The sequence below is a fragment of the Ruegeria sp. CDSC068 genome, from assembly GCF_059610545.1.
The window spans coordinates 280,596-303,994 of sequence record NZ_JBXWNV010000005.1 but is presented as its reverse complement, the minus strand read 5'-3'; the positions used below and the strand labels follow the sequence as shown (position 1 = coordinate 303,994).

General features: G+C 60.4%; 21 protein-coding genes. 3 read left to right on the top strand and 18 right to left on the bottom strand.

Going from position 1 to position 23,399, the window contains the following annotated elements:
• The first annotated feature begins 142 nt into the window (after positions 1–142).
• Entirely contained in the window at positions 143–616 is a 474-nt protein-coding gene (locus AC2FID_RS12885; protein WP_496754700.1) for a rhodanese-like domain-containing protein, read from the top strand.
• A complete protein-coding gene (locus tag AC2FID_RS12880) occupies positions 613–1,428 on the top strand; it encodes a CE1 family esterase (protein ID WP_496837156.1) in 816 nt (271 codons plus the stop codon). Before AC2FID_RS12885 ends, AC2FID_RS12880 begins: the two co-directional genes overlap by 4 nt.
• On the opposite strand, the gene mdoH is transcribed toward AC2FID_RS12880, so the two are convergent.
• From mdoH to cbiE, 13 genes are all read right to left on the bottom strand, one after another.
• Complete coding sequence (gene mdoH / locus AC2FID_RS12875; RefSeq protein WP_496837154.1) at positions 1,429–3,297, bottom strand: glucans biosynthesis glucosyltransferase MdoH; 1,869 nt, start codon at positions 3,295–3,297, stop codon at positions 1,429–1,431.
• On the bottom strand, positions 3,294–4,793 hold the full coding sequence (locus AC2FID_RS12870; protein ID WP_496837152.1) for an OpgD/OpgG family glucan biosynthesis protein: 1,500 nt from the start codon (positions 4,791–4,793) through the stop codon (positions 3,294–3,296). Before AC2FID_RS12870 ends, mdoH begins: the two co-directional genes overlap by 4 nt.
• The gene (locus AC2FID_RS12865; RefSeq protein WP_496697028.1) at positions 4,790–6,007 is read right to left on the bottom strand and encodes an OpgC family protein; all 1,218 of its coding nucleotides are present in this window, start codon (positions 6,005–6,007) and stop codon (positions 4,790–4,792) included. Before AC2FID_RS12865 ends, AC2FID_RS12870 begins: the two co-directional genes overlap by 4 nt.
• A 32-nt stretch (positions 6,008–6,039) precedes the next feature.
• A complete protein-coding gene (locus AC2FID_RS12860; RefSeq protein ID WP_496837150.1) occupies positions 6,040–7,410 on the bottom strand; it encodes a tetratricopeptide repeat protein in 1,371 nt (456 codons plus the stop codon).
• A gap of 181 nt (positions 7,411–7,591) precedes the next feature.
• Positions 7,592–8,776 (bottom strand): CaiB/BaiF CoA transferase family protein, encoded by a 1,185-nt coding sequence (locus tag AC2FID_RS12855; RefSeq protein ID WP_496837148.1) that lies wholly within the window; start codon positions 8,774–8,776, stop codon positions 7,592–7,594.
• Positions 8,763–10,382, bottom strand: coding sequence for a thiamine pyrophosphate-binding protein (locus AC2FID_RS12850; RefSeq protein ID WP_496837147.1), 1,620 nt, complete (start codon positions 10,380–10,382; stop codon positions 8,763–8,765). Before AC2FID_RS12850 ends, AC2FID_RS12855 begins: the two co-directional genes overlap by 14 nt.
• Positions 10,383–10,460: 78 nt before the next feature.
• Positions 10,461–10,919 carry a DUF302 domain-containing protein gene (locus tag AC2FID_RS12845; RefSeq protein ID WP_496837146.1) on the bottom strand — a complete coding sequence of 153 codons (459 nt, stop codon included), beginning with the start codon at positions 10,917–10,919 and terminating at the stop codon, positions 10,461–10,463.
• 100 nt (positions 10,920–11,019) lie between these two features.
• Entirely contained in the window at positions 11,020–11,763 is a 744-nt protein-coding gene (gene cobF, locus AC2FID_RS12840; protein ID WP_496837145.1) for a precorrin-6A synthase (deacetylating), read from the bottom strand.
• Positions 11,756–12,484 carry a uroporphyrinogen-III C-methyltransferase gene (gene cobA, locus AC2FID_RS12835; protein ID WP_282119916.1) on the bottom strand — a complete coding sequence of 243 codons (729 nt, stop codon included), beginning with the start codon at positions 12,482–12,484 and terminating at the stop codon, positions 11,756–11,758. The genes cobF and cobA overlap by 8 nt, the downstream gene beginning before the upstream one ends.
• Positions 12,481–13,809 carry a cobyrinic acid a,c-diamide synthase CobB gene (locus AC2FID_RS12830; RefSeq protein ID WP_496837143.1) on the bottom strand — a complete coding sequence of 443 codons (1,329 nt, stop codon included), beginning with the start codon at positions 13,807–13,809 and terminating at the stop codon, positions 12,481–12,483. The genes cobA and AC2FID_RS12830 overlap by 4 nt, the downstream gene beginning before the upstream one ends.
• Positions 13,802–14,596 (bottom strand): precorrin-4 C(11)-methyltransferase, encoded by a 795-nt coding sequence (gene cobM, locus AC2FID_RS12825; RefSeq protein WP_058274182.1) that lies wholly within the window; start codon positions 14,594–14,596, stop codon positions 13,802–13,804. Before cobM ends, AC2FID_RS12830 begins: the two co-directional genes overlap by 8 nt.
• The gene (locus AC2FID_RS12820) at positions 14,593–14,961 is read right to left on the bottom strand and encodes a cobalamin biosynthesis protein (protein WP_496837141.1); all 369 of its coding nucleotides are present in this window, start codon (positions 14,959–14,961) and stop codon (positions 14,593–14,595) included. Before AC2FID_RS12820 ends, cobM begins: the two co-directional genes overlap by 4 nt.
• A complete protein-coding gene (gene cbiE, locus AC2FID_RS12815) occupies positions 14,958–16,157 on the bottom strand; it encodes a precorrin-6y C5,15-methyltransferase (decarboxylating) subunit CbiE (protein WP_496837139.1) in 1,200 nt (399 codons plus the stop codon). The genes AC2FID_RS12820 and cbiE overlap by 4 nt, the downstream gene beginning before the upstream one ends.
• Between cbiE and AC2FID_RS12810 the strand changes: the two genes are divergently transcribed.
• Positions 16,156–16,905 (top strand): cobalt-precorrin-6A reductase, encoded by a 750-nt coding sequence (locus AC2FID_RS12810; RefSeq protein ID WP_496837137.1) that lies wholly within the window; start codon positions 16,156–16,158, stop codon positions 16,903–16,905. The genes cbiE and AC2FID_RS12810 overlap by 2 nt on opposite strands.
• Here AC2FID_RS12810 and cobJ read toward each other — a convergent pair.
• From cobJ to cobN, 5 genes are read right to left on the bottom strand one after another with little or no spacing between them, the layout of a single operon-like run.
• Positions 16,878–17,630 (bottom strand): precorrin-3B C(17)-methyltransferase, encoded by a 753-nt coding sequence (cobJ, locus tag AC2FID_RS12805; protein WP_496837135.1) that lies wholly within the window; start codon positions 17,628–17,630, stop codon positions 16,878–16,880. The two genes, AC2FID_RS12810 and cobJ, sit on opposite strands and share 28 nt — an antisense overlap.
• Positions 17,627–18,355, bottom strand: coding sequence for a precorrin-2 C(20)-methyltransferase (locus AC2FID_RS12800; protein WP_496837133.1), 729 nt, complete (start codon positions 18,353–18,355; stop codon positions 17,627–17,629). The genes cobJ and AC2FID_RS12800 overlap by 4 nt, the downstream gene beginning before the upstream one ends.
• On the bottom strand, positions 18,352–18,981 hold the full coding sequence (locus AC2FID_RS12795) for a precorrin-8X methylmutase (RefSeq protein ID WP_282153726.1): 630 nt from the start codon (positions 18,979–18,981) through the stop codon (positions 18,352–18,354). The genes AC2FID_RS12800 and AC2FID_RS12795 overlap by 4 nt, the downstream gene beginning before the upstream one ends.
• Complete coding sequence (cobG, locus tag AC2FID_RS12790; protein ID WP_496837131.1) at positions 18,981–20,108, bottom strand: precorrin-3B synthase; 1,128 nt, start codon at positions 20,106–20,108, stop codon at positions 18,981–18,983. The genes AC2FID_RS12795 and cobG overlap by 1 nt, the downstream gene beginning before the upstream one ends.
• Positions 20,105–23,398 (bottom strand): cobaltochelatase subunit CobN, encoded by a 3,294-nt coding sequence (gene cobN, locus AC2FID_RS12785; protein ID WP_496837129.1) that lies wholly within the window; start codon positions 23,396–23,398, stop codon positions 20,105–20,107. Before cobN ends, cobG begins: the two co-directional genes overlap by 4 nt.
• Between the last annotated feature and the right edge of the window lies 1 nt (position 23,399).

The following is a 23,399-nucleotide window of genomic DNA, read 5'->3' as shown; positions in this document are numbered from 1 at the left end:
CTCATTTGCCGCGCGCCAACACAGCGAGGCTGCGGCTTTTGCCTGCAAAAATGACGTGAACTTGAACTGCCAGGATAAATTCGGCGCGGATTCCAAATCTGCGCTGTGATAGAAACCCGGAGTCAGGTCAGGAGGGTGCGACGTGGCCCGAAACTTAAACCGATCCCGCAGGTGGATCTTGATTGGAGGCTGTGCCGCAGTGGCGGGGGGATTTGCGATACGCGAATACCGGCTTATTCCGCCTGACTATTCGGGACGGCAACTTAGCGTGCAGGATGCACATACGCAGGCCGTGGCCGGGGACGTGTTGTTGCTGGACATTCGCACCCCGAAAGAGTGGCAGTCCACCGGGATCGGAGAGGGCGCGAAATATTTGGACATGCGCCGTGACGATTTCATTCCCGCTCTGACGCAGCTCGTCAAAGGTGACAAGGGCGCGGCAATTGCGTTGATCTGTGCGCGGGGCGTGCGTTCGGCGCGGTTGAGCAACCGGCTGACCGAGGCAGGATTTACGAATATTATTGATGTGCCCGAAGGCATGTTGGGGTCGGCCGCTGGGCCGGGATGGGTACGCGCCGGATTGCCGGTTCGCGACTACGACAGGAGTGCAGTATGATCCGGGAATTAACACTGGCAACGGGTTTGGCGCTGGTCGGGCAGTCGGGGCTGGCCGCCTGTGCCGATCTGGAGGGTATGTGCGAAACCGCCTCAGGCGGATACCATATCGAATTGCCCGAGGATGAGAACCCGCCACTGGTGGTGTTTCTGCACGGCTATGGTGGCACCGCCACCGGTACATTGAAAAACCGTGGCATGGTGGAACCGCTGCTGGCGCGCGGCTACGCTGTAATGGCGCCAGAAGGGTCGGAGCACAACGGGCGGCAAAGCTGGAACTTCTTTCCGGGTTGGGAAGGACGCGATGAAACCGCCTTTTTGACCGAGGCGGTTCAGGATGCTGCGGATCGGTTTGGCGTTGATACCGACCGGGTTGTCCTAGGTGGGTTTTCGGCTGGTGCTTTCATGGTTTACTACCTCGCCTGCGCCGCGCCCAATACGTTCTCGGCCTATGCGCCTGTCTCAGGCGGGTTCTGGCGCCCGGACCCTGAGGCGTGCGATGGCCCGGTTCGGATGTTCCACACCCATGGCTGGACGGACAACGTGGTGCCTTTGGAAGGGCGATTGCTGGGCGGTGGCCGGTTTCATCAGGGCGATATCTTTGCCGGGCTCGAAATTTGGCGCATCGCTAATGGCTGTATTGATACAAAGCCTAGCGGGTTCTCGACCACCGGCCTATTCATGCGCCGATACTGGAGCGGATGTGACGACGGCAGCGCGCTGGAGTTTGCGCTGTTTCCCGGTGGTCACATGGTGCCCAAAGGCTGGGCCGACATGATGGTTGATTGGTACGAAGGCCTGCCGGGTGGTTGATCACTCGGCAGGGGTCATCACGCCCTTACCTTCGATCACGTTTTTCAACTCGTCCCGATAGCGCCGGGCAGACCGCGTGATTGCGGGTTCGTTGAAGTCCTCCTTCATCCCAACCATACGGCGCGCTGCGCCGGCAGAGACACCGCTGAGCGCGGAAAGAGGGATAGCCAGCGCAAGGCTGATTGCGATCGGAGCCAGCCAGACCGAGACGAGGCCGGATAGGATTCCGACGCTGAGCGCTACTCCGCTGACCGTTTCGACCGTGTGGCAAAGGACCAGCGTGCGCAGGCTGTAGCTGCCGCCATCCCGCGCCTGTGGGGACCAGCCTTTCTGGATACCTAGCGCAGTTCTAAAGACGGCGATCATCTGTTGCACCATCAGAATGGGGGCGTAGAGGATCGACAGAACAACCTCAGCCAGGAATGAGGTCAGGAATTTGCGCCCGCCGCCGAATTCGGCATAGCGCGCACCGCTGAGCGGCAGGGCCAGAACACCAAGCACCTTTGGCGCAAGCAGCATCGCGTACATGACCAGAATGATCAGTACATGGCGGGTTTCCGTCATCTCGGGCCATTGCGGGAACATTGGATTGTCAGGGCTAAAATAATGCAGGACCGAGGCATCCTCACCCTGACCGATCAGCGCCCACATCACCAGCAGCGCAAACCAAAGCGGCGACATCAGATATCCGACTGCGCCGTGGAACATGTGGAACCGTGACACCGACTGGAACCCGGCTGAGCCCAACAGTTTCAGGTGCTGCAAATTGCCCTGACACCAGCGCCGATCGCGCAGGGCGTGATCAATCAGTGTCGGCGGCGTTTCTTCATAAGACCCGCGAATGCGGGGCAGGAAACGCACACCCCAACCGGCCCGACGCAACAGACCGGCCTCGACGAAGTCATGGCTCATGATCAGTTTTTCCTGACCGTTCAATGCCCGCAGTTTCGGCAAACCCGCGCAATTGGCGAATGCTTGGGTGCGGATAATGGCATTATGGCCCCAATAATTGCCTTCCTGACCGCACCAGCGCGCGAGCCCCTCGGCGAAGGCGATGCCATAAACGCCATTGGCGAATTGCTGCATTCGCGCAAAGACCGATTGTGCACCGATCAGCTGAGGATAGCTCTGAATCAATCCAGCACCCGGATCCCGGGCCAATGCGTCGGTCAAACGGGCGATGGCGCGACCGGTCATCAGACTGTCGGCATCCAATACCAGCATGGCATCCCACTCGGCACCCCAGCGGCTGACCCAGTCGGCGATGTTGCCAACCTTGCGGTCGGTGTTTTGTTCGCGACGGCGGTAATACAGTTCCAGCCCGGGGGCGAGGGTGGTACGCAAGGCCTCGACACTGGCTTGCTCCTGTGCCGCGATCTCGGGGTCGCGCGTGTCCGAGAGGATGAACATGGCATAGTGATGCTGCCCACCGCGCGCCTGCAAGTCTTCAAGCATGGTCCGGGCATTGCCCAGCACGTTCCAGGGCACCTCGTTATAGACCGGCATCAAAAGGGCGACACGCAACTGTTGGGCGCGACCTTGACGTACGGGACGCTCCTGCCGGGACAGGGAGACCATGCCCAGCAACACGGTGCAGACCGTGAAGGAAATCCAGAAGAAGTTGAATGAAATCAGTGCCAGAAGGATGGCCTCGATCAGGTTGATGCCTTCGGCGTCGAACCAGTCCGTCATCACCCATAACAGTCCCAGCGTCGCCGCCATTGCGGGCGAAAACGCCAGCGCACGCCAGAACCCGGCCGAGGGACGTTTGGCATCAGGAACCTGTGCATCCCGAAACCCTGCGCTGAAATCCTGCGCGGGCATGGCCAGAGGCGTCTCAGGCGGCATGATATGAAGATCTCTGGTCATGAGGTCCAACGGTATAGCCAAACCTCAGAGGCTGGCTGTTTGTCTTTCAGCAACTGCGCGCGCAATTCGACATGGTCGCGGTCGCCGGGCTCGAACGAAAACGCCAGCCGCAAACCGCCTGTGTCGGGGTTGCGTTGCAGCACACCTTCGGATGTTTCGGCATGCGGCGAGTCTACGAAAATGGTCATCGCCTCTGGGTCTTCGAACAGCTCGCTTTCTTCAAAATCGATGACGGCCAGACGCCCTTCACCAAACGTGTTGTCGCCCATCGCGGTGTTGATCACGCGCGCCATCGGTGTGCGCTGGGGCTCTTCCCCCCAGATCAGGCGATAGGACAGGTCGACCTGGCTGCCAGCCGTATAGGGTTCGGCAGGGCGCCAGTAGGCAACGATGTTATCGTAGATTTCCTGATCCGCCGGAATTTCAACCAGCGTGACCGCACCTTTGCCCCAATCCGCACCGGGTTCGACCCACAGGCTAGGGCGTTTGTGATAATTTGCCTCAAGATCTGCGTAATCCGAGAACTCACGCTTGCGCTGCAACAGGCCAAAGCCGCGCGGGTTGGTGTCGACGAACGACGAAATCTGCAGGCGGGTCGGGTTCGCCAATGGCCGCCACAGAACCTCTCCAGCACCGTTGCGCACCAACAGACCATCGCTGTCGTGTACGGCAGGGCGGAAGTCGTCGAACCGGCTGTGGTTGGTCTGATCGAACAGGAACATCGACGTGCCGGGGGCGATACCCACATGCGTCAGCTCTTCGCGCGGGAACAGCGTGGCTTCGATATCCATCACACAGTCCGCACCGGCGGTGACATTAAACCGATACGCACCGGTCACGCTGGGACTGTCCATCAGCGCGTGTACGACCATGTCGCGCTGACCGGGTTTCGGGCGCTCCAGCCAGAAGCGGATGAATTCAGGGAATTCCTCTCCATCCGGGTCGCCGGTTTTGAGTGCCAGACCACGGGCCGAAAGGCCATAAACTTCATGCAGGCCAATGGCGCGGAAATAACTGGCTCCTTGCCAGACGCAGAACTCATCGGTCTTGCCGGGACGGTGCATTTCGGTGCGCAGACGCAGGCCGGAAAAGCCCAGCGTGTCGTCTATCGGCAGTTCCGGGACATCCTCGGATTTGTCGAACATCTCCAGATCGAATGCGACCGGAGTGGTCATCCCGTTTTCGACGGTTTCGACTTTAACAGTGCGCGGGAAGTACAGGCCAGGCGTAAAGAAATCGACGTTAAAGGGTGTTTCGGTTTCGTACCACAGCGCACGGTCCAATCGGAACCGGATCGAGCGGTATTGCTGATATGTCAGATCCTGCCATTCCTGCGGCACCATCTCGCGTTCCGCATAAGGTCGGCTGGCCAGATCTCGGGCCATCTCAATGACGACATTGCGGTCAAATGGGACCTCACCGCCCGTGGCAAAAGTTGCTGGCGCGAATGCAAGCGCCGAAGTTGAGATCAGAAATGCGCGACGTGTAAAATTCATTTCTTAGACTTCCAAGGTTGTGACTTAAACCAAGCGGCCATGTATGCCACGCCGATGATCATCGCAAAGCCAATCATGTTGGCGACGAAAACACTGGCAACATCCCGCCCACTCAGGTCCAGCCCAACGCCGATAAGTCGTGCCGCTGCCATGGAAAAAACGAATACTGCCAGTGATTGCTGCCCGACTTTGGTGATGACGGTCAGCAGGAATTGCCAGACTTTGGCCGCGGTACCCTGACCGGTTGCAATCAGGCGATGCCCATGTTCCCCGGCGACAACCCAGCCCAGATAGGCGAGTGACAGGAAATGCAGATAGCGGAACAGGCCAAAATCGGTTTTGTCGCGGAACTCTTTCGTCACGGGCCAGACCTTGCGGATTTCGTCAGCCAGATCGGGGGCCGCTGCGTTGATCCATGTGAATACCTTCCACGAACCAAAGGGCATCGAGAAGATCAGGAACAGTGCTGCCGCCCAGATCAAGGTTTTCGATACCGGGGGGGCAGGTATCCAGCCGCGCATGAAGGCGAAACCAGTAAAGAACAGCAGTTGCCAGCCAAAGGGGTTGAAGAACCACTGCCGCTCAGACCACGGTTCGGCTGGGAGGTCCAGAATGTCGGTCTGTGCGACCAGCCAGATCGCGACGGATGTCCCAGCGACGGCCCAGAAACCGAACCGGTAGAGGCCCATAAACATGGGCATCATTGCCAGAACCACCAGATACATCGGCAGGATGTCGAAATAGTTCGGAACATAGGTCAGCGTGAACAAACCCACGATCTGAGGCGCAGGATCGTTGAAGAAGTGCTGCAGGTTCAAAGACGAAACGTAGGTCTTTTCGAACAGCCCTGATTGATCCAGCGCCGCCATTGACATGGCGACAAAGAAGAACAGGCAGATATGCGCCCAGTAGACCTGCCAGATACGGAACGACACGCGGGCCGTTCCAATCCACCACCCCTTGCGCAGGAACGCTCCGCCAAAGGCAATCGCCGACGCCATGCCCGAGCAGAACACGAAAATCTCGGTCGCGTCCGAGAATCCAAACCGCGCGGGAATCCACTTGGCCCATGGATCGTTCGGGATATGTGCGATCAGGATGATGAACATCGCGATGCCGCGATAGAAATCCAGGCGCGGGTCGCGCGTGCGGGCAGGGGCCGCCGCAGAGGCAGCCACTGGCGCAAAATCAGAAGCGGGCGAAACTGTCGCCATACGTATTCTGTCCTTCTTGGTCTTAGTTTTTGTTATTCAGCCGGGACGCTTTGTGCGTCTCCGTTGTCGCGTGCCGCATCGATCAATGTGCGGCGCGCAAGAGCGTAATTGTCTTCGCCCCCGGCTCTTTTGGCGCGACGGTCATCCAGGATGCGCTCGACAGCATCCAGACGGCCGGCGCGCAGGCCGGAATCAATTGTGATGCGCTCGAATACATCACGTTGGGCGTGGCTTCCACCTGCCAGTTGCATACCTGCTCGGGCGTTCGATAAAAAGTCGAAGGCGTCGCCGTAAAGGCCTTCGCCAAAGGCTTCAAGCCCCTTGGCGGCCGCAATGCCCGGATCGGACATGCGGATCGGGGTGTCCCCCTGATTGCGCTGCGCATCTTTTTGAATACGCTGCAACATTTTGCCTGTCGCCTCTGTCCGGTTGTCGCCAGTCAGAGCAAGAAGGTAGTGAAGATCGGCAAAAATCAGACAGCCGTCTTCGGTACGCGCCGCACTGAGATCCGCCAGTTCTTCCCAGCGGTTGCCCACGTTGACGCCCTCAAGCTCAAGCCGTGATAGCAGGGACGTGGCGTTCGAGATATCGCGGTAGTCGTCGGTTTTGTCCTGTCGGATGTAGTTGTCATACAGCTCCATCACCTGATCCACCTGACCCAGATCCAGATGCATCAGCGCCTTGTGCCACCAGACGTGATAGCGGAAGTTGTTGCAGTGGGTCCAAGCCTCTTCGCGTCCTGCCAACCAATCAAGGCCCAGCTGCGCGTTTCCTGTCATCTCATGCACGTGTGCAACGGCGTGCAGACCCCAGGCATCGTCCGACACCATCCACAGCGCCTGCCGACCTGCGATTTCGGCCTTTTCGTAGGCACCGGTTTCTTCCAACGCAAAGGAATGACAGCCCAGCAAATACCCACGACCTGCATGATCGGGTTCGTACGCCGGCAGAACCCGCTCGATCGACCGGCGCATGCCTTCCGCGTCGCCAAGTACAAATCGCGTCGCGTGGCTGAATTTCATTGCCAGCGAGTCTTGTGGGTGGTCGCGCAGAATCTCTTCGAATTTTTGAATGGCTTGCGTGGGCAGGTCAGCCAGATACAGACCCAGCGCTTCGACATACAGTCGCTCGCGCGCTGAGACCGGCTGGCGTTCCATGGCACTGTTGGCGGCTGCCATCGCTTCGACGGCGACCGGCATCATCTCGCGACGGCCCAGCAGGACCATGAACAAGCCTTTGATTGCGTGACCCAGGGCAAAATCGGGCTCAAGCTCCAGAACTTTGCCAAGATGCTGCGGCGTCACGGCGGCATGGGCCATGAACCCAAGCAGAACACCATCCCAGGCCTCGGCACTTGCCGGGTGGCTGAGGGTGTTCATCTGTCCGAAAACGTCTTGCTTCATGTTCATGTTCCGATCCAATCGAGAATATCTACATCACCTGATGTAGCAGAGACTCTGGGTGGGTCGTATCAGTATCGGCCCTGCTCTCGAATTGGTGAAATGCCGTGTGGGCAAAAATTGAAAAAAACCGCCGATTCAATGGCATGTTTCAGCAACATGCCGCCGAAATGGGCAGAGTGTTTCAATCGTCAAAGGGGTGTTCAGCGCGCAAAACGGCCTGCGTATCGGCCCCAAAGACGGGCGGAGCAGCCCGATATGTTACAGGTGTGCGCGACAGTTTCAGCGGATTCCCGATCAGTTGAACATCACCCGGTGCGGCCTGCATCGCGATCTGCATCTGGCGGACTTCGACCTGATCGGTTGAAAAAACCTGATCCAAAGTCTGTACTGGACCAACCGGAACCTTGCGGGCTTCGAGCTGCTCAATCATGGTCTCTGAAGCATGGGTCTTCACCACCGGACGCAGCACGGCGTTTAACGCGTCACGATTTTCCAGCCTAGCTGGGTTGGTGGCGAAACGCGGATCATCCGCCAGATCGGGGTGATCGATGAATTCGCAGAACCGGCGGAACTGACTGTCATTTCCGACGGCCAGAATGACGTGGCCATCGGCGGTTTCATAAACGTCATAGGGTACGATGTTCGGATGCCCGTTACCGCGCCGTTGCGGTACGGTGCCTGAGGTCAGGTAGTTCGCACCTTCGTTGATCAGCCACGCGATCTGCGCATCTACCAGCGCCAGATCAATCTGCTGGCCTTCGCCGGTCTGATCGCGGTGGCGCAGGGCCGCCAGAATGCCGACACTTGCGTACATTCCGCACATCACATCGGCGATGCCCACGCCCACCTTCATCGGCGCGCCATCGGGTTCGCCTGTTAGCGACATGATCCCGCCGTACCCCTGTGCCATCAGGTCATAGCCCGGCTTGGACGCATTTGGCCCGGTCTGGCCGTAACCCGATATCGAGCAATAGACGAGGCTGGGGAAGTCTTGCGACAACGTGGCGTAGTCCAGACCGTATTTCGCCAATCCGCCGGGTTTGAAATTCTCGATCAGAATGTCCGCATGCGAGGCCAACCGTTTGATTTCAGATTGCCCCTCGGTCGTGGTGATGTCGATAGCCACGGATTTCTTGTTGCGGTTGGCCGACATGAAATAAGCGCTTAGATCGGACCGGTTGCCTTGCGCATCTTCGACGTAAGGAGGGCCCCATTGGCGGGTGTCATCCCCGCCGGTCGCGGGGTTTTCGATCTTGATCACGCTGGCCCCCAGATCGCCCAGCAACTGCGTGCAGGTCGGTCCGGCCAAAATGCGACTGAGGTCCAGGATTTTGACGCCCTTCAGCGGTCCTTCAGATCCGGCCATCATAGCCGCCACGGTCAATTTCTGCGGCAATCACGGTGAAGGAGTTGGCTTTCATCGCCTCATTCAGGGCATTGCGCAGTTCCTCGCGGTTGCGAACGGTGTGACCTTTACCGCCAAACGCCCGGCCCATGGCTGCAAAGTCGTGATGGTCGAAATCCACGCCCCTGTTGCCCATCTGGCGCTGGCGCTGTTTCAGCTCGATCAGCGCAAGGCTGGCATCGACAAAGACAAGAAAGATCGGGTTTCCGCCCATTTCGGCGGCAGTCGACAGCTCTCCGGCTACCATCAGGAACCCGGCGTCGCCCGAAAAACTGATGACTGGGCGGTCCGGTTCGGCCAGTTTCATGCCAATCGCCATTGGTACGGCGCAGCCCATGGTACACAGCGCCGAGGACTGGATCAGTCCGCGTTCCTCGGAACAATCCCACATCTGACTCAGCAAGATACGATGCGCGCCACTGTCGGCTGTAGCCAGTGTTTCGGCAGGCAGGGTTGCACGGGTTTCGGCGATGACAGCGGCGGGGCCCCATTCCTCATCGGTCGGGAACGCCTCAGCCAGCGCGGTTTTGACCCGTGTGGGTTCGCCGTCCGGCCACGTTTCGCGGGCAGGGTTGCCCTTTGCCATGGCCTCCAACGTGGCACCCGTATCGGCGACCATATTCAGGCTGGCCTGATGCATATAGTGGTCATTGACCACAGCCGAGATGTCGATGACTCGCTTTTCTTCAGGGTCCCAGACCTCGCGCCAGCCGGGGCGCATCTCGATCGGGTCGTAGCCAAGACACAAGACCAGATCGGATTGTTCCACCAGCGGCAAAAGGTGCGTGTCGGCCAGCGGCGATAGTCCGGCCCCGCCAAGACACAAAGGGTGATCTTCGGGCACAACTCCCTTGGCTTTGTAGGTGGTTACAAAGGGGATGCCGAAATGTTCCAGAAACGCCTGCACGATATTGCGTGACCCGTCATACAGAACGTCCAGCCCGACAATCGCAATGGGTCGTTCCGCGTCAGCCACCCAACGGCGCGCTTTCTCAAGGCAATTACCCTCTGGCGCGACGGCGGCAGCCTTGACAAGTCTCCGCTTCTTGACGCCGGACATCCGCATATCCGCAACCGAGATTGGAACGTCTATATGCACCGGCCCGGGGCGGGGCTGATTGGCCAGCGATACGGCTTTGTCCGCCACGATATCCGCGCCCTGCGCCGTCAGGGTAAATGTGCCCTTGGTGATCGAGCGATAGACCTGTGCGTGATCCATGACCTGATGGGTATAGGTCAGCGCTTCATCCGCATCGACGCAACCGGTCAGCACGATCATCGGCACCCGGTCCTGCAAGGCATTGGCGACCACGTTGATCCCGTTCATCGCACCGGGGCCAAGCGTCGCCACCAGAATGGCAGGCGCACCGTCGCGGTGATGCACAGCCTCGGCCATGAATCCTGCGGCATTTTCGTGCTTGGTCAGGTGAAAGGTGATCCCCGCCTGCTCTAGCGCGTCCACCAACGTCAGAACCTCGCCACCGGGCATACCAAAGGCATGGCGGCATCCGGCCTCGTAAAGTCTTTGGGCCAAAAGGTCCGCGGCGCGGGGCGAAAGGTCCTGCATTAGTTATGCTCCGAAATAATACGTCATTGCAGATTGCGGAGGACGCGTCCGGACGCAAGCTGGTTCACGGCAGTGTGACTAATTGACTGCGGATTCCGCTACTGCCTGAAACTTTTCATCCAGTTCCGTGGCAATTTCTTGCAGTGGCTCACCGCCTTGCTGGGCATAGGGGGCAAAGACGTGGCTTGGGGTTTTGTAGGACAAAGTCGCCGTGCCGTCCGCATTCTCGGTCACGTAGAACCGGATAGGCGCTTCGATCATTGCGTCGACCGAGGTTTCCAGAACCCGCACCGCGTAGTCGTTGTTAAAGGCACCGATTACTAAGTTTCCGGGAATGATGATGCCACGGGCCGCCGCCGCCTTGGTGGGCCCGGCCTGCGTTACAACAATCAGACCGTTTTCTTTGACAGCGGTCTTCGTATCCGCGACCAACGCATCATAGCTTTTGTCGGTGGAATGAACGGCCCAGCCCGACAGCGGTTCTTGCGCCAGCGTGGGAAGGGCCAGTAAACACAGTACGGTCGAAATAGCCTTCATCGTGCTGTCCTCATGGGTATGGGTGAAAAATTGATGCCAGAAACTCGTATTTCGCGCAGTCACAATCCCGTGGGTGGCAGCTGCAAAAGTTGCCTTCGGATCAGTCCACGCGCCTTTTCAGCAGATAAATGTCCATGATCCAGCCATGATCCGCCCGCGCTATTGCCCGCGTTTCGACAATCTGCGACGCTATATCAGCCAAAGAACCGTGGATCAGGATTTCTTCCTTCATACCCACATAAGCGCCCCACCAGATTTCGTAGTCAGCCATCTCAAGGCTTTGAAACGAACACTCGCCGTCCAGCATAACAGCCACTTTTGAAGCGTTTAGCGGCCAGCCTTCATCCCGAATGCGCCGACCGGTGGTCACGACATACGGCGCGCCCAGATCGTTAATCGGTATCGCATGCGCCGCGGTCAGTGCCTGAAGCGCGGTGATACCAGGGATTACGCGCGTCTCCGGTTGGGGTTGCAGCCGCGAGGCGATGCGCAGCGAACTATCGTAAAGCGAGGGATCGCCCCAGATCAAAAGGGCAACCCGCTTTGCATCACGATGCGCCGCGATCGCCTCCTGCCACCGCAGAGCGATGTCATCGTGCCATTCATCAACGCCGCGCAGATAGCCATCATCGGCGCGTCGTTTGGGAATATCAAAATATGCGATCTGTGGCGCGGTGTCGGTCACCTGCGCGATAATCTCTTCCCGCAAACCGGCCAGATCGGCCTTGTTCTCGCCCTTGCGCGGGATCAGGATCAGGTCTGCGTCCCGAATGGCACTAGCGCCTTGAAACGTCAGGTGGTCCGGATTGCCGGTGCCAATACCGATCAGGGTCAGGTCAAACATCGTCAGTCTCTGCAAGCGGGCCGTAAAGGATCAGGGCAGGGGCCGTGCCGATCTCAGCGCCCAACTTGTCCGCCAACTCACCAACCGTGGATCGGAGTAGTACCTGATCCGGGGTCGAAACGGATTCGGCCATCAGCGCCGGTGTTTCCAGCGGCAAGCCATGTTCATTCAGTGTCTTGACCAGCAAAGGAAATGTGCGCTTGCCCATGAATACAACGGTGGTGGCATCTGGGTCGGCAAGCGCGGTCAGATTCAGATCATCGGGCAGTTTGCCACTGACATCGTGGCCGGTGACGAATTGTACGCGGCGCGCCGTGAGCCGCCGTGTCAGGGGAATGCCAGCTGCCGCTGCTGCGGCAACCGCCGAAGGGATGCCAGGGATAATCTCATATTCAATCCTGGCCTCGCGCAGCGCCACCAGTTCTTCTTCCAGACGTCCAAACAGACCGCCATCGCCTGATTTCAGTCGCACAACGCGGGCACCGGTTTTGGCGTAGTCCACCAACAGGCGGCTGACGTGGTCTTGTTTAGGTGACGGGCGACCGGCGCGTTTGCCGACCCCAACAAGGTCCGCATCCTGATGCGCATGGCTCAGGATTGGACCGCTGCTGAGGTCATCGAACAGCACCGCGTCTGCCTTTTGCATCCGGTCCACGGCCTTAAGCGTCAGCAGTTCCGGATCCCCGGGACCGGAGCCAATGAACGAAACGAAACCGCTCATGCCTGGGCCTCGGCGATCAGATGAAAGAATGTTCCGGTCACGTTGCCGCGAATTGATCCGGTTTGTGGTCCCTCAACCCCTTCAGCATCGAACACCCGTGCCAAAGGTGCGTCGGGTTGCTCGAGGATCGAAGAATAGTGAAACTCATGGCCACGCAATATCGTTTCAGCGGCAAAACCTGCCATTGGGGCCAACAATTGCGCCTTGCGATACCCAAGATTGAACTTGCGCTTCTCATAGGACGTCACGAGCCCAAGTAGACCTGCCATTTGATGTCGGACCCCTTCCTTGTCGACCAGAGCTTCACCCAAGGCCATATACCCACCGCACTCACCATGAACGGGTTTTGTCTCCGCGTGTTTGCGCAGACCGCTCAGGAATGAGTCGGAAGCGGCCAAAGTGCCCGCGTGCAGTTCAGGATAGCCACCGGGCAACCAGACCAGATCGGCATCCGTAGCCGGGGCTTCGTTGGCCAGCGGTGAAAACGGCAGGATTTCCGCCCCCGCCGCGCGCCAGCCTTCCAGCAAATGCGGGTAGGTGAACGAAAACGCCGCATCTCGTGCCAGCGCGATCCGCTGTGCTGGAGGCCGCGGCAGCGCGGCTGACGATGGTCCCTTGGGGCCTGAGGAAGCCGCTGCCTTGATCGCCTCAAGATCCACATGCTCGCGCAGGAATGTGGCGTATCCGGCAATCGCGCTTTCCAGATCTGGGTGCTCGACCGCCTGTATCAACCCAAGATGCCGCTCGGGCAGGGTCAGATCTCCACGCCGGGGCAACACGCCCAGAACCGGCAATCCTGCTCGCTCCATACCCAACCGGGTCAGGCGTTCGTGGCGTGGGCTGGCGCAGCGGTTCAGGATCACACCGGCAAAGGGCAGGTCGGGATTGTACATCCGAAATCCCAGCGCAGTGGCCGCCGCAGATTGGGCCTGACCGCCCACATCCAGCACCAGGACCACAGGCCATCCCATACGCTGCGCGGTTTCCGCGCTTGATCCGTGCCCAAGCTCTCCGGGCTTGGCAACGCCGTCGAACAGGCCCATCGAACCTTCGGCCACGACGATATCCGCGCCTTCGGCTTGGGCAGAAATCGCGTTCAGCATCGGATCGGCCATCGCCCAGCTGTCCAGGTTGAACGAGGCGCGTCCGGCTGCGGCACGGTGAAAGGCTGGATCGATATAGTCCGGTCCGCTTTTGAACGGTTGCACCGTCAGGCCATCCTCGGCAAGCGCACGCAGAAGACCCAGCATGACGGTGGTTTTGCCTGTCCCGGAAGACGGCGCAGAAATCAGTAACCCCGGAGGGTTGGTCATCCCGTCATTCATTCTCGGGGCTCCAGCTTGACCATGGACTGTCCGCGCTTTGCGGGCGGTACCGGCGGTCGTAATCTTTTGAATAGAGACAGCTTTCGGCAAAGCCTTCGCCTGCAAGTGCCGGGCCAACCATGATCAGAGCGGTGCGAGAGATACTCTCGTCCAGTGCGTCTTTCAGGGTCGCCAACGTGGCGCGAATGATCCGTTCGTCCGGCCAGCTGGCGCGATATACCACTGCCACCGGGCAGTCTGCTCCATAGGCCGGGGTAAGGTCCGCGATCACGTTGTCCAGATTTCCGATCGACAGGTGAATGGCCAGAGTTGCGCCGGTACGGGCAAAGTTCTCAAGAGTTTCGCCTTCGGGCATTGAAGATGCGCGGCCGGGCGTCCGGGTCAGGACCACAGATTGCGCCAATCCGGGCAAGGTCAGTTCCGTTCCCAGCGATGCAGCCGCTGCGGCGAACGATGGTACACCGGGGGTCACGCTGACCGGAATGCCCATCTCCTTCAATCGCCGGATCTGTTCACCCATTGCCGACCAAACCGACAGGTCGCCGGAATGCAGACGTGCAATGTCATTGCCAGCCTTATGCGCTGCCTCAATCTCGGCCATGATCTGATCCAGATCCATTGGCGCGGTGTTGATGATCTTTGCGCCCTCGGGGCAGTGGGCCAGAATCTCTTCGGGCACCAGCGATCCTGCATACAGGCACACCGGGCACGACGCGATGATATCACGCCCCCGCAGGGTCAGAAGGTCGGCAGCGCCGGGTCCGGCGCCGATGAAATGAACGGTCATGTTTGTCCTCCGATGGCGACGGCGCAGGTTGCAAGCCGGTCGTCCGAAATCTGTCTGGGTGAGGTCAGCCGCGCGCCTGTTCCGGCGGCGGCAAGGGCGGATGCTTCAGCTACGCTGCCGTTGCCATAGATGGCTCGACTGCGGTTTGAGCAGGTGAGAGTGCGCTGTCCCGCCAGATCGGCAGCAGCGATGAAATGCAGGGGCAGGGCAGTCTCTGCGGCAAACTCGGACAGCGCGGCGTGACCTTCCTTGTCGGCAACAGTGGCCAGCGCGTCGACGTTTTGCCCAACGCTGGCCCGCTCAAATACGGCGCGCAGGCTGTCCACGGTCGCAGTTGATGAAAACCCCAAACCTGCGATGATCATAGGATTACGCTCCACTGCACCACCGGATATGCGGATTTCCAACCACGCCGAGGCCCCAGTGCCGAAGCCTGCGCCAGTTCGATACGCAAAAGTTCTCCGCCTAGTTTTTCGTGCCATTGCGCCAGTAAGGCTTCGCTTTCCAGCGTCACAGCATTGGCGACCAACCTGGTGCCGACGGGCAGGGCGGCGTGCAGCCAATTCAGCAATTCGGTACTCAGGCCGCCGCCGATGAATACCACATCCGGAAACCCAAGGCCGTCCAGTGCGGTCGGCGCTGTGCCATGCACGACTTGCAGCCGGTCTTGCCCTAACGTGTCGGCATTTCGGCGAATGCGGTCCGCGCGATCCTCGCGGGGTTCGATCGTGGTTGCGGTCAGGGTCGGGTCGCACATCAGCCACTCGATGCTGATCGAGCCGGTGCCGCCGCCGATATCCCACAGATGCTCGCCGCGCTTGGGGGCCAGTGCCGACAGGGTCAGCGCCCGCACGGGGCGTTTGGTGATCTGGCCATCATTCTCGAAGATATCATCCGGCTTACCCGAGGCCTTGGGCAGCGCCTTTCCTTCACCCGCAACTTCAAGCCCAACGCAGACTGGATGGTCGAACCCGCCCAGCAGGGCTTCGGTCAGCGACACGCTGCGCGACCGTTCGCGGGGGCCGCCAAGGGCTTCCATGACATGCAATTGCGTATCGGCAAAGCCAGTTTCGTTCAGATATGTCGCAAGCTCGGCCACCGCAGCGCCGTTGCGCAGCAGCAGGATGGCGCGCAATCCAGGCGAAAGATGCGGGCGCAGACGAGTCAGCGGGGCGGCGTGCAGACCGAATGTCTGCGTGCTTTCCAACGGCCAGCCCAGACGTGCCGCAGCCAGCGAGAACGTGGACTGACCCGGATGGGCGGTCCATTCTCCGGCGTCGAAGTTGCGCGCGATTACCGAGCCCGCGCCGAACCAGAACGGATCGCCCGAGGCCAGAACAACCGTTGGGTGTCCGCGAAACCCGGTCAGGATCGGCAGGCCGTCGGAAAAAGGCACGGGCCAATCTACGCGCTGTGCCCCTGTGTCGGGGATCAGTGACAAATGGCGCGGCGGGCCCATGATGATTTCGGCACGCTCCAGTACTTGAAGACTTGCGGGTGACAGGCCATCCAGTCCATCTTCGCCCAAGCCCAAAACGCTTAGCCACGGAGCTTCATGCATGACCAACCTCCTGATCCTTGGTGGCACGACCGAGGCCAATGCACTGGCCAAAACCTTGGCCGATCAGGGCATCCCGGCAACCTATTCCTATGCCGGTCGGGTAGACAATCCAAGACCGCAGCCCCTGCCAGTGCGTGTTGGAGGGTTCGGCGGCGTCGAAGGCCTGACCCGTTACCTGGCGGACCACGCGATCACTCATGTAGTCGATGCCACCCATCCCTTTGCCGCGCAAATGAGCACAAACGCCATTTCTGCGTGTCGCGAGGCCGGGGTGCCCCTGGTCGCTTTGACGCGCCCGACATGGCGCGCGCAGGACGAAGATCGTTGGCAGCACGTTTCTGATATAGGCGCGGCGGTTACCGCCTTGAGCGGTCCAAAACGGCGCGTTTTTCTGGCCGTTGGCCGCCTGCATCTTGAAGATTTCGCGGCTCAGCCCCAACATCACTTCTTGCTGAGGCTGGTGGATGAACCGGATGCACTGCCGCTGCCCGATTGCGAGGCGATCGTGTCGCGCGGACCTTTCACTGAAGCAGGGGACCGGGCGCTGATGCTGCAGCATGGAATTGAACTGGTTGTGTCCAAGAACTCTGGCGGCAACGGTGCACGCGCAAAGCTGGATGCCGCGCGCGCTCTGGGCGTACCGGTGCTGATGATCGACAGGCCGACCCTTCCGCAAAGGACCGAATTGTCGAACGTGACGCAGGTTCTGGACTGGTTGGCTCATTCCGGGGTGAACCTCGGGGTATAGACGATCGGCGCGCTGTCACGGTTGATGACGCGCGTCAGGGATGACCCGACAATGACGACGGTTTGCATGTCAGCCATGTCAGGCGTCGCCTCGGCCAGTGTTGAAATCCGGATCGCCTCATCCGCGCGGGATACGGCACGCGCGAACAGGATCAGGCGCTTGGGCTCGCATTCTTCGCGTAGGATTTCCAGTGTTTTTACAAAGCCTTCCGGGCGGGATTTCGAGCGCGGGTTATAAAACGCCATCGCGAAATCCGCCTGCGCTGCTAGGCGAAGACGTTTTTCAACCAGCGACCAGGGTTTCAGATTGTCGCTGAGGTTGATGGCACAGAAATCATGGCCCAGCGGTGCCCCGGCCCGCGCGGATGCCGCCAGCATCGCTGTTATGCCGGGTAGGACATCTATGGGAATGTTACGCCACTCGGAGGGACCGTTCTCTAGGGCTTCGAACACGGCCGCCGCCATGGCGAACACACCAGGGTCGCCAGAAGATACGACGACCACCCGTTTCCCCTCAGCCGCCATCTGCAATGCGTGTTGGGATCGGTCGATCTCGACCCGGTTGTCGCTGGCATGCAGCGTCAAACCAGGGCGCTCGGCCACGCGCGCGACATAGGGGATGTACCCGACCACGTCCGTGGCATCCGTCAACGCAGCTGAAACCTCGGGGGTTACGAGATCTTCGTCACCTGGCCCCAGGCCCGCAATCTTAACCCAACCGCTCATGGCCGCCGTCCCTGACCATGCACGATGATGATCGAGAAATAGGGCGTCACCTTTTCGCATGCCTCGGACAGTTTCGTCACCACCTGGTTCGGCATCTGTGCAAACTCGACGATCCATGCGCGGTCATACAGACCGGCTGTTTTTAGCGCGCGCTTCACCTTGTCGATATTGCGTCCGATTTTCATGACAACCAACGCGTCGGTCTGCGCCATGCGAATTGCCAGATCTTCTTCGGGCAGGGTGCCGACCAGTACTGTCAGCACATCATCGCCCCAGGTGATCGGGTTACCCGTTGCTGTCCATGCGCCGGACATGCCGGTAATGGCTGGCACGACCTCTACATCAGCCTGATCGCGCAAGCGGCTGTAAAGATGCATGAAAGACCCATAGAAAAACGGATCGCCCTCGCACAATACCACCACGTCCTCGCCCTGATCCGACAGAGTCTTCAAGTGCCCGGCGCAGTCCTTGTAAAAGGCCGAGAGCAATTCGTTATAGCGCGGATCATCCAGTGGAATTTCCGTAGTGACTGGGTATTCCATGGGAAACTCAACAGCACTGTCCGGGATCATACCATTGACGATCTTGCGTGCCTGACCGCTGCGACCCGGCTTGCGAAAGAACGCGACGTGGCGCGCATTGCGCAGCAGGCGGTCGGCCCGCACGCTCATCAGGTCCGGATCACCGGGGCCAAGGCCCACGCCGTATATCTTGCCGCCACTCATTCGGCGCGGCTCGCAATGGCGTTTATCGCGGCGACGGTGATGGCGCTGCCGCCCAGACGGCCTTTGACGATGCAAGAGGGTACAGGCTGGGCCTCCCACAATGCGTCCTTGGATTCGACGGCACCGACAAAGCCCACCGGGCAGCCGATGATGGCGGCCGGGCGCGGGCAATCGGGATCCTCCAGCATGTTCAGCAAGTGGAACAGAGCGGTCGGCGCGTTGCCGATAGCGACCAGAGCGCCTTCCAGATGCGGGCGCCAAAGCTCCAGCGCGGCGGCAGAGCGGGTATTGCTCATCTCGGCGGCCAGTGGGCGCACGCGCTCGTCATGCAGGGTGCAGATCACCTCATTTTCGGTAGGCAGGCGGAACCGGGTCACGCCTTCGCTGACCATCCGGGCGTCGCACAGGATAGGCGCGCCATTCTCCAACGCCGTCCGTGCGGCTGGCACGAAACCGGGCGAAAAATGTACGAATTCTTCCAGACCGACCATTCCGGCGGCGTGGATCATGCGAACCGCAACTTGCTCTTCATCGGCGTCAAAACGCGCCAGATCGGCCTCGGACCGGATTGTGGCAAAGCTTTGCTTATAGATCGCTGCGCCGTCGGTTTCGTATTCATAGGGCATCAGGTGAGGTCCATAGTCATAAGTGTTTCGGGTGTCAGCCCGCGTTGGGAGGGCTCATCCCCCGCGCGACCGTTTTTGACAAGATCAAATCGTCCGTTGTTGCCGACCAGTGTGACATTTGCCGGACCCATACGGGCACAGCCTTTGGCGCAACCGGATACATGCAAACTTCCTGGGATTTGGGCGGCCAAGACGCGGGCAACTTCGCGGGTTTCCACCTGAGCTTGCGGGCAGAACGGTGCGCCGGGGCAGGCGTCGGTTGTCATCAGCGGGTCGGTGCCATCAATAACAAAGTCCGGTGCTTGTATCGCCGCCCCGCCTTCCAGCAGGATCAGTCGCCACGGAGTGACGCGCAGGGCAGTGGCTCCGCTGTTTGTAACAAGGTCTAAGAGCTGTCGCGCCGGCAATTGTCCGAACGCCGCGCCATAAAACACACCCAGATCGCAGACGCCGGGCTGCGGCGGTGTGCCGATGTCACCGGGCGCGCTGCCTTGCCACTCCGCTGGCAAATCCTGCGTCGCGGCCACCCGCGCCATGCGGCGGGTTTCTGGCGTGAAACGTTCGGAAAACCATCCGGCCAAGGCGATAAGCCGGTCAATTGCGTTGGTTTCTGTGACCCGGCAGCCAGTCTTGGCCCCGTCGGCGCGCAGGATGAGGCCATCAGTGCCTGCCTCGACCCGGATATCGGCCGAATCCGCCGCCAACAGGCGCTTGGGGCCAGTGTCGATGGCAAAGCCGAATTTGGCGGGCAGAGTCGGCAATTCCTCCAACCGGTCGATCAGTTCCTGTGTCAGCTGTGCGGTTCGATCACCTGATCGATATAGGGGCGACACCAAGATATTGCGTCGCATTTCAATACCGGGCTCAGCATCCAAAAGGTTCAGCGCGGCCAGCTCGGCCAGCAATGCCTGATGATCGTCTTCTTTCACCCCGCGCAGCTGTAAATTGGCGCGGTTGGTCAGGTCGATCGTGCTATTGCCAAATCGCTCGGCCAACTCACAAAGACCACGTGTTTGTTCGGCGCTCAAACGAGTCAGACGCGGGCGCACCCGAACCACCAGACCATCGCCCGACATCATCGGCCGATGCGCACCGGGGCACCAACCCTGAACGACCGGGGCGCTCATCCCAGCCCCTCCAGATCGGCCCGGATTGAGTTGCGGCGGGTGTTCCAAAGGCCCGCGTCCAACAACGCGCGGAACCTGTCCTGCATGGCCTGATACGCGCGCGGGTTGGCCTCCTGCAAAAATGCGTCGACCTCGGTGTCGCCCAAAGTCGCGTCGTGATAGAGGTCGAACAGGTGCGGCGCGACCGTGCCTGACAGATGGGCGAAAGAGGCCATGTGATCCAGTGTCGCCGCAACTTCGGCAGCGCCCCGAAAGCCATGCCTTTGCATGCCTGCAATCCAGTTCGGGTTGGCGGCACGGGCATGAACCACACGGCTGATTTCTTCAGGCAGCGTTCGGGCGCGCGGGCTATCCGGGTTGGTGTTGTCCAGATGGTATAGCTGCGCCGTACCACCGGTGACTGTCTTGGCGGCGGCGAAACCAGCCTCGTGCGTGGCATAGTCGTTGGCCAACAGCAGATCGGTTTCGGTCAGATCCTGCAGGTGCACGAAACTGTCGGCATTCGTGACCCGTTGGGTAATGCCGTCCAAATCTTGTGTGATGTGTTCGCCTTCCAAAGCGAAAGAGCTGGCCTCAAGCCATGCCTCACCCGCCTGCGCGCGGGCCTCATCCGTATAGATTTCGGACAGCTGGGTCATGTTCACGCCATAGCTGCCCGGGGCCGGGCCAAAGACGCGCGCCGCCGGGGCCTGTCCGGCATAAGGGTTCCAGTCCGGGGCTTCATCGCGATCCGACAACGCGCGAACAGCTTGACCATAAAGCGCTGAAAGGGTCGGGAACACATCACGGAACAGGCCTGAGACGCGCAAGGTCACGTCCAGACGTGGGCGACTGAGGTCAGTGATGGGTAGCACTTCGATGCCCGACACCCGCTCGGACCCTTTGTCCCAAACGGGTTTGACGCCCAGCAAGTGCAGCGCCATGGCAAACTCTTCGCCCGCCGTGCGCATCGTGGCTGAACCCCAGAGATCAACGATCAGCCCCTTGGGATAATCGCCCTCTTCCTGCAGGTGTCGCCGCACCAATTCTTCAGCCAGCTTTACGCCTTGGGTATAGGCCGCACGGGTGGGGACTGAGCGCGGATCGGTGGTATACAGATTGCGCCCGGTGGGCAGGACGTCTGACCGTCCGCGGTAGGGGGACCCGGACGGGCCTGCCTCGATCCGTTTGCCTGCTAGCGCGTCGATCAATGCCGTGCGTTCGGCATGGGCAGAAGGAGCCGTGTCAAAATTGGCAGTGGCTTCGGGCACACGTCCAAAGATATGCAGCCCGTCTCCGAACTGGCTTTCCTTGATGTCACAGACGAAACGATCGATCCGGGTGATCGCCTCGGCGATGCAGGTGGCCTGATCGAGACCGAGGTCGTTCTCCAGCCCGATGGCTTGCGCTTCGTCCCGAATATCTTCTTGCAGGCGGTCGCGGCGCTTGGGGTCCAGACCATCTGCGTTCGAGAACTCATCCAGCAGCGATTCCAGCCGAACCATCCGATCCGGGGTACCGCTTTCCTTCATTGGCGGTGGGATATGGCCGAGCGTGACCGCCCCGATCCGGCGCTTGGCCTGCGCGGCCTCGCCAGGGTCGTTGACGATGAAGGGGTAGATGACAGGTAGATCGCCGATCAGTACCTCGGGCCAGCATTCGTTGGACAGCGCCACAGATTTGCCTGGCAGCCATTCCAGCGTACCGTGCGCGCCGATATGGATCAGTGCATCCGCACCAAGACCTTTGCGCAGCCAAAGGTAGAAGGCCACGTAGCTGTGGCGCGGGGTACGCGACAGGTCATGGTAATCGTCATCACGCAACTCGGGCGTGCCGCGTTCAGGTTGCAACGCGACCAGCGCTTTGCCGCGGCGCAGGGCAGTGAAGTGGAACGCGCCATCTGCAAAGGCGGGATCATCTTCGGGCTTGCCCCAGACGGTTTCGAGGTCTGCGCGCAGTTGTTCCGGCAAGTCCGCCAGCGCAGTCAGATATTCGCCAAGCGACCACGTAATCCGCGCATCTAGCAGCGTATCAGAAATCGGCTCTGCAGGCGCAGTGTCATACCCTTCGCCCTGCACGTCGGCCAGCATCGCCTCGGCTGATGCCAGTGCGTCGAGGCCTACCGCATGGGCCATCTGCCAATCTTTGCCGGGATAGGTGGACAGCACCAAGGCGGGCACCTGATCCTCTTTGTGTTTGTCGTTCAGGTTCAGCCAGCCGGTGACCCTGTCGATGATGGCCTCGATCCGTTCCGGTTCAGCCCGGTGAGCAAAGCGGGAATACTCCAGATGGGGGTCGCGTTTGCCCGGTTCCTTGAACGAGGCAATGCCAGCCGAGATCCGACCGTCCACTTCGGGCAGGACGACATGCATCGCTAGATCAGCGGGCGAAAGACCGCGTTCCGCCTCGGCCCAGGCTTTGCGGCGGGACGTTGCGAGAGCAACCTGAAACACCGGCACATTGGCGGCGTCCAGTGGAGAGGTGCCGGATGCGCCTTTGCCCGAGAACGAGGTTGCGTTGATGACGGCCGCCGGGTTCAGCGCCACGACATTTTCGCGCAGCCAATCGGCGGCCAGCGGGGCTTTCAGCGAGGGGGCGAACAGACCGACGGCCTCAAACCCGCGCGCGCGCAGGCTGCGGATCAGGGTAGCGACCGGGGCGGTGTCCGCCGAGGTAAGGTAAGCCCGGTAGAACGTTACCAAGATACGCTTTGCGTCGGTGGTGAACGCTTTATCCGCCGGGATGACGCCGCGATCCGGGCACCATGCACCGCATTCGGGCAGGGTCTTGGCCCCCATCACGGGTCCGGCATAGAGACCCGCCGCAAGCGCCATCTGGGCAAGAGCCGCTTGCGCCGCGACTTCACCGCCGGTGTCACAGAGATGCGCAAGGCGCCGCAGGGTCGAGACGGGCAGGGTGGAGTAGTCATCCAGCCGAGTATCCTCGCGCCCGTCGGCGGGTAGGACGGCCAGCGCGATGCCTTTAGCCTGTGCCAGCGCCAGAACTTGCTGCAAGCCATAGGACCAGTAAGGGACGCCGCCGATCAAACGGATCAGAATGCCCTTGGCGCCCTCGAGCGTTTGCTCGACATAAGTGTCGACAGACAGCGGGTGTTTCAACGCGGTCAGATTGGCCAATCGCATCGTCGGCATGCGACCTTCGGACCCGCCACCGCGATGCCATCCTGCCGCGAAAGCGCCAAGGTCGCTGTCCGAAAAGGACAGCACCACCAGATCCGCCGGGCTCTGACCCAGATCGGTCGGGGTTTCGGTCTCTTCTAACCCGTGGCTTTCGCGGAAGACGACGTGCATG

Excerpts from the sequence above, each read along its gene's own strand:
- AC2FID_RS12880 (WP_496837156.1), top strand. The coding sequence starts at position 613 with ATGATCCGGGAATTAACACTGGCAACGGGTTTGGCGCTGGTCGGGCAG.
- mdoH (WP_496837154.1), bottom strand. The coding sequence starts at position 3,297 with ATGACCAGAGATCTTCATATCATGCCGCCTGAGACGCCTCTGGCCATG.
- AC2FID_RS12870 (WP_496837152.1), bottom strand. The coding sequence starts at position 4,793 with ATGAATTTTACACGTCGCGCATTTCTGATCTCAACTTCGGCGCTTGCA.
- AC2FID_RS12865 (WP_496697028.1), bottom strand. The coding sequence starts at position 6,007 with ATGGCGACAGTTTCGCCCGCTTCTGATTTTGCGCCAGTGGCTGCCTCT.
- AC2FID_RS12860 (WP_496837150.1), bottom strand. The coding sequence starts at position 7,410 with ATGAAGCAAGACGTTTTCGGACAGATGAACACCCTCAGCCACCCGGCA.
- AC2FID_RS12855 (WP_496837148.1), bottom strand. The coding sequence starts at position 8,776 with ATGGCCGGATCTGAAGGACCGCTGAAGGGCGTCAAAATCCTGGACCTC.
- AC2FID_RS12850 (WP_496837147.1), bottom strand. The coding sequence starts at position 10,382 with ATGCAGGACCTTTCGCCCCGCGCCGCGGACCTTTTGGCCCAAAGACTT.
- AC2FID_RS12845 (WP_496837146.1), bottom strand. The coding sequence starts at position 10,919 with ATGAAGGCTATTTCGACCGTACTGTGTTTACTGGCCCTTCCCACGCTG.
- cobF (WP_496837145.1), bottom strand. The coding sequence starts at position 11,763 with ATGTTTGACCTGACCCTGATCGGTATTGGCACCGGCAATCCGGACCAC.
- cobA (WP_282119916.1), bottom strand. The coding sequence starts at position 12,484 with ATGAGCGGTTTCGTTTCGTTCATTGGCTCCGGTCCCGGGGATCCGGAA.
- AC2FID_RS12830 (WP_496837143.1), bottom strand. The coding sequence starts at position 13,809 with ATGAATGACGGGATGACCAACCCTCCGGGGTTACTGATTTCTGCGCCG.
- cobM (WP_058274182.1), bottom strand. The coding sequence starts at position 14,596 with ATGACCGTTCATTTCATCGGCGCCGGACCCGGCGCTGCCGACCTTCTG.
- AC2FID_RS12820 (WP_496837141.1), bottom strand. The coding sequence starts at position 14,961 with ATGATCATCGCAGGTTTGGGGTTTTCATCAACTGCGACCGTGGACAGC.
- AC2FID_RS12810 (WP_496837137.1), top strand. The coding sequence starts at position 16,156 with ATGACCAACCTCCTGATCCTTGGTGGCACGACCGAGGCCAATGCACTG.
- cbiE (WP_496837139.1), bottom strand. The coding sequence starts at position 16,157 with ATGCATGAAGCTCCGTGGCTAAGCGTTTTGGGCTTGGGCGAAGATGGA.
- cobJ (WP_496837135.1), bottom strand. The coding sequence starts at position 17,630 with ATGAGCGGTTGGGTTAAGATTGCGGGCCTGGGGCCAGGTGACGAAGAT.
- AC2FID_RS12800 (WP_496837133.1), bottom strand. The coding sequence starts at position 18,355 with ATGAGTGGCGGCAAGATATACGGCGTGGGCCTTGGCCCCGGTGATCCG.
- AC2FID_RS12795 (WP_282153726.1), bottom strand. The coding sequence starts at position 18,981 with ATGCCCTATGAATACGAAACCGACGGCGCAGCGATCTATAAGCAAAGC.
- cobG (WP_496837131.1), bottom strand. The coding sequence starts at position 20,108 with ATGAGCGCCCCGGTCGTTCAGGGTTGGTGCCCCGGTGCGCATCGGCCG.
- cobN (WP_496837129.1), bottom strand. The coding sequence starts at position 23,398 with ATGCACGTCGTCTTCCGCGAAAGCCACGGGTTAGAAGAGACCGAAACC.